Origin of the sequence: Streptomyces sp. PU-14G, from assembly GCF_041028275.1 — a bacterium.
Lineage (GTDB): Bacteria > Actinomycetota > Actinomycetes > Streptomycetales > Streptomycetaceae > Streptomyces.
Window position 1 is genome coordinate 1 of record NZ_JASKYT010000508.1, and the last position, 4351, is coordinate 4351.

The 4351-nt window shown below is 75.7% G+C and carries 3 protein-coding genes; all 3 read left to right on the forward strand.

All coding sequences use genetic code 11. From position 1 onward, the window contains the following. On the forward strand, nucleotides 1-343 hold a 343-nt coding region (locus AB8Z75_RS32455; protein ID WP_369208328.1), incomplete at its 5' end, for a hypothetical protein. Between the two features lie 2 nt (nucleotides 344-345). After that, entirely contained in the window at nucleotides 346-1521 is a 1176-nt protein-coding gene (locus tag AB8Z75_RS32460) for a Gfo/Idh/MocA family protein (protein WP_369208330.1), read from the forward strand. After that, nucleotides 1518-4268: an alpha-mannosidase gene (locus AB8Z75_RS32465; RefSeq protein WP_369208332.1), complete on the forward strand. Its 2751-nt coding sequence runs from the start codon at nucleotides 1518-1520 to the stop codon at nucleotides 4266-4268. Before AB8Z75_RS32460 ends, AB8Z75_RS32465 begins: the two co-directional genes overlap by 4 nt. The last annotated feature ends 83 nt before the right edge of the window (nucleotides 4269-4351 follow it).

Here is a 4351-nt window from a genome sequence, read left to right on the forward strand (position 1 = left end):
CCCCTCAGCCGCGCCCCCGGCCCCGAAAGGCGCCCATGCACGTCCGCACGGCCAACACCCCCGTCGCGTACGGGATCTACCGCCCCGCCACGGCACCCCTCGGCCCGACGAGCTGTTGGCGGCCTTCCGCACGGCGGGGCACGCGGGGACGGACAGCGGCCCCCTCGGCTACCTGGGCGAGGACGAGACCGACCGCGCCGCCGTCGTGGCGGCGCTGCGCCGCGTCGGATACCCGGGCCGGCCGGTCGTCGAGCAGGACGCGCCGCCAGTCGGCCAGGACCTCCACCGCGTCACCGCACACCAGTCGGCCGACTGCCGGCTGCTCCCGGAAGAAGGGCTGTGATCATGACCGTCTCCTCCGCACGGGACCGGCTGCGGGTCGCCGTCGCCGGGCTCGGCGCCATCGCGCGCACGGCCCACCTGCCGCTGCTCGAACGCAGGCGGGACCTGTTCGAAGTGACCGCGCTGTGCGATCTGTCCCCCGGCGCACTGGCGGAAGTCGGCGCACGGTACGGCGTGCCCGAAAAGGACCGGCACCGCAGCACCGAGGCGCTGCTGGCCGAGGGCGGTTTCGACGCCGTGCTTCTGCTGACGTCCGGCTCGCACGGCCCCGCGGCCGAGGCGGCGCTCCGCGCCGGGTACGCCGTGCTGTGCGAGAAACCGCTGGCCTTCACCCGCGCCGAGGCCGACCGGATCGCGGAGGCGGAGCGTGCCCAGCAGCGTGGGCCGCGGCTGATGGTGGGCTACATGAAGCAGTACGACCCGGCCGCGCGACGGCTGGCCGCGCTGCTCGGCGAGGCGGGCGGGGCGGGCTTCGTCCGCTCGGCGGAGGTGTGCGTCCTGCATCCCACGGGCGGTGACCAGCTCGCCTTCGCCCGGCTGCCGGCCCCCTACGACGACCTGGACGCCGCGGCGCTGGCGGTGCTGCGGGAGCAGGACGCCGCGTTGACCGACGCGGCGCTCGGCAGCGGCGCCACCGAGGCGATGCGCTCGCTGTACCACACCGTCCTCGGCTCCATCAGCCACGACCTGTCGCTGCTGCGCATGGTGACCGGCGCCCCGACGAGCGTCGAGCTGGCCGAGACGTGGGGTGCCTCGGCGGCGGGGCCCGGCTCCGTGGAGCTGTCGGGCGGGCTGCCCGGCGGGGCGCGGTACACGATCCGCTGGCACTTCCTGCCCCGGCACGCTTCCTACCGGGAGACGTTCGCGCTCCACCACGAGACCGGCACCCTGCACCTCGCCTTCCCCTCGCCCTACCTGATGAACGCGCCGACGGTGCTGACCGAGACGGCGGCGGGCACGGGCGAGGGCCCGCACGCCGAGCGCCGCGCCGAGTACCGGTCGGTCACCGAGGCGTTCGAGGAGGAACTCGTCGCCTTCCACGCCATGGTCACCGACGGCACCCCGCCCCGCACCGGGCCGGCCGGGGCCGCCGAGGACCTGCAAACCGCCCAGCGCGCCGTGGCCGCGTACGCGGCCCGCCACCAACTCCCCTGCGAAGGAGAGGCAGCCTCCGCATGACCGACACGCCCCGGACGAGGGACGAACTCGTCATCGTCCCGCACACCCACTGGGACCGCGAGTGGTACCTGCCCTTCCAGCGGTTCAGGCTCCAGCTCGTCGGGCTGCTCGACACGGTGCTGGAGCGGATGGCGCAGGACCCGCGGCAGCGCTTCACCCTCGACGGGCAGGCCGTCGCCGTCGACGACTACCTTCAGGTGCGGCCCGAGCAGCGCGAGCGGCTGACCGGCCTGATCAAGGAGGGGCGGCTGGCGGTCGGGCCCTGGCAGATCCTGCTGGACGAGTTCCTGTGCTCGGGCGAGAACATCGTCCGCAACCTCGAACTCGGGCTGCGGCGCAGCCAGGACATGGGCGGCGCGATGCCCGTCGGGTACCTGCCCGACATGTTCGGGCACTGCGCCCAGATGCCGCAGATCCTGCGCGGCGCCGGGCTGGAGCACGCCTGCGTGTGGCGGGGTGTGCCGGCGGCCGTCGAGCGCCACGCGTTCGCCTGGACCGCGCCGGACGGCACCGCGATCCGCACCGAGTACCTGGCGGCGGGCGGCTACGGCAGCGCGGCCGGGCTCTTCGACGACCCCGGCAGGCTCGCCGAGCGGGCCGGCGCCGTCGCCGCCAAGCTGCGGCCCTGGCGCCCCGACGGCTCCCCGATCCTGGCCATGTACGGCTCCGACCATACGGCACCCGCCGCCGACCTCGCCGACCTGCTGGAGCGGCACAACGCGGCGGACGAGCACGTCACGCTGCGGCTGGCCACCATGGCCGAGTACTTCGCCGCCCAGCCCACCGGCCTGGAAGGGCTGCGCGCCGTCAACGGCGAGCTGCGCAGCCACGCGCGGGCCAACATCCTGCCCGGCGTCTTCTCCGTCCGCGCCCCGCTCAAGCAGGCCATGGCGCGGGCCGAGCGCGCCGTCGAGCGCTACGCCGAGCCGCTGGCGGCGCTCTGGTTCGACGGCGCGGCCGAACGCTTCCTCCAGATGGCCTGGCACCGGCTGATCGAGGTGTCCTGCCACGACTCGGTCACCGGCTGCGGCTGCGACGAGACGGCGCAGCAGGTGGCCGCCCGGATCGCCGAGGCCGAGCAACTCGGCCTCGCCGTCCGCGACATGGTCGCGGGGCCGCTGGCCGCCCGGGTGCCGCACGACGCCCATCTGCTGCTCAATCCGACTCCGGCCCGGCGTACCGACCTGGTCGAGCTGGACGTGGCGGGCGAGGGCCCCGTCCATCTCGTCGGCGCGGACGGCACCGCCTTCCCCGCGCAGCGGCTCGCCTCGGCGCCGACGCTGCTGGCCGACGACACCGTTCCCGCCGAGCGGCTGCCCACCGTACTGGCCCGGGTGCACGGCAGCGAGCTGTACGGGCGGGAGATCACCGCGTGGCACCTGGAGCCCGAGCGGCGGCTGTTGCACTTCACCGTCGCGCGCAGAAGCGAACTGCCCTTCGATATCGCGGCGGTCCGCGCGGCGCTGGAGCAGGCGCGGGCCGAGGGCCTCTGGCGGGTCGTCATCGAGGCCGAGCCGCGGCAGCGGGTGGCCGCGCTCGTCTCGGCGCCGCCGCTGGGCCACACCGCCGTGCGCGCCGTCCCCGGGCCCGCGCCCGCGGGCGCCGTGTCCCACGGCGTCCGCGCCGAGGGCGGCCGGGCCCTGGACAACGGCCTGCTGCGGGTGGAGATCGCCGAGGACGGCACCTTCGCCGTACGCAGCGCCGGCGGTGTCACGCTGTCGGGCGCGGGACGCGTCGTGGACGGCGGCGACCTGGGCGACACCTACAACTACGCGCCGCCCGCGCACGACGTCCTGGTGGACAGCCCGGAGGAGGTCACCGTACGCCGGGCCGCCGAGGGTCCGCTGACCGGCGCCTTCGAGGTCGAACGCCGCTACGCCTGGCCGAAGGCGGGGGACTTCGGTGCGGACGGCCGCACGCCAGACACCGAGCAGACGACCGTGACGACCCGGGTCGAGCTGCGCGCCGGGGAGCGGTTCGTGCGGCTGGCCTTCTCCTTCGACAACCGCAGCGACGACCACCGCGTCCGGATGCACGTTCCGCTGCCGCGCCGGGCCGAGGTGTCGCACGGCGAGGGTCAGTTCGCCGTCGTCGAGCGCGGCCTGAGCGCGGAGGGCGGTTTCGGCGAGGAGCCGGTGCCGACCTTCCCCGCCTCCGCCTTCGTGGCCGCCGGGGGCGCCGCTCTCCTGCTGGAGCACGCGACCGAGTACGAGCTTGTCGAGGACGGGGCGCAGCTGGCCGTGACGCTTCTGCGGCCCACCGGGCAGATGTCACGCAACCGGCACGTGTGGCGCGACGAGCCCGCCGGAGGCGAGTTCCGCACCCCGCAGGCCCAGTGCCGGGGGCTGCGGACGGTGACGTTCGGCCTGCTGCCGTACGCCGGGGAGTGGCACGAGGCGGACGTCCACGCGGCGGCCGAGGCCTTCCGGCATCCGCTCATGGCCCTGCACGGCACCGGTCAGGGCGCGGCGGCACTGCCCGCACCTGGCGAGGGGCTGAGCGTGACGGGTGAGGGCGTCGTCCTCACCTCCGTGCGGGAGCGCGAGGGCGGGCTGGAGGCGCGGGTCGTCGCCCAGACGCCCCACCCGGCGACGGCCGGTCTGTCGCTGCCCGGCCTGCGCGGCGTCGAGCGGTGCGACCTGCTCGGCCGGGCCTCGGCAGCGGGCGAGGCCCCGAGCCTCGACGGGGAGCGTGCCACCGTCCTGCTGCGCCCGTGGGAGATCGCCACGTTCCGGCTGGAGCGCTGAGGGGCCCGGGGGTCCTGCCGGGGAGGCGCCCAGGCGGCCTGATGCCGGTGGGGCGCCTGCCTGGCGACGGGGAAGGAGGGGCG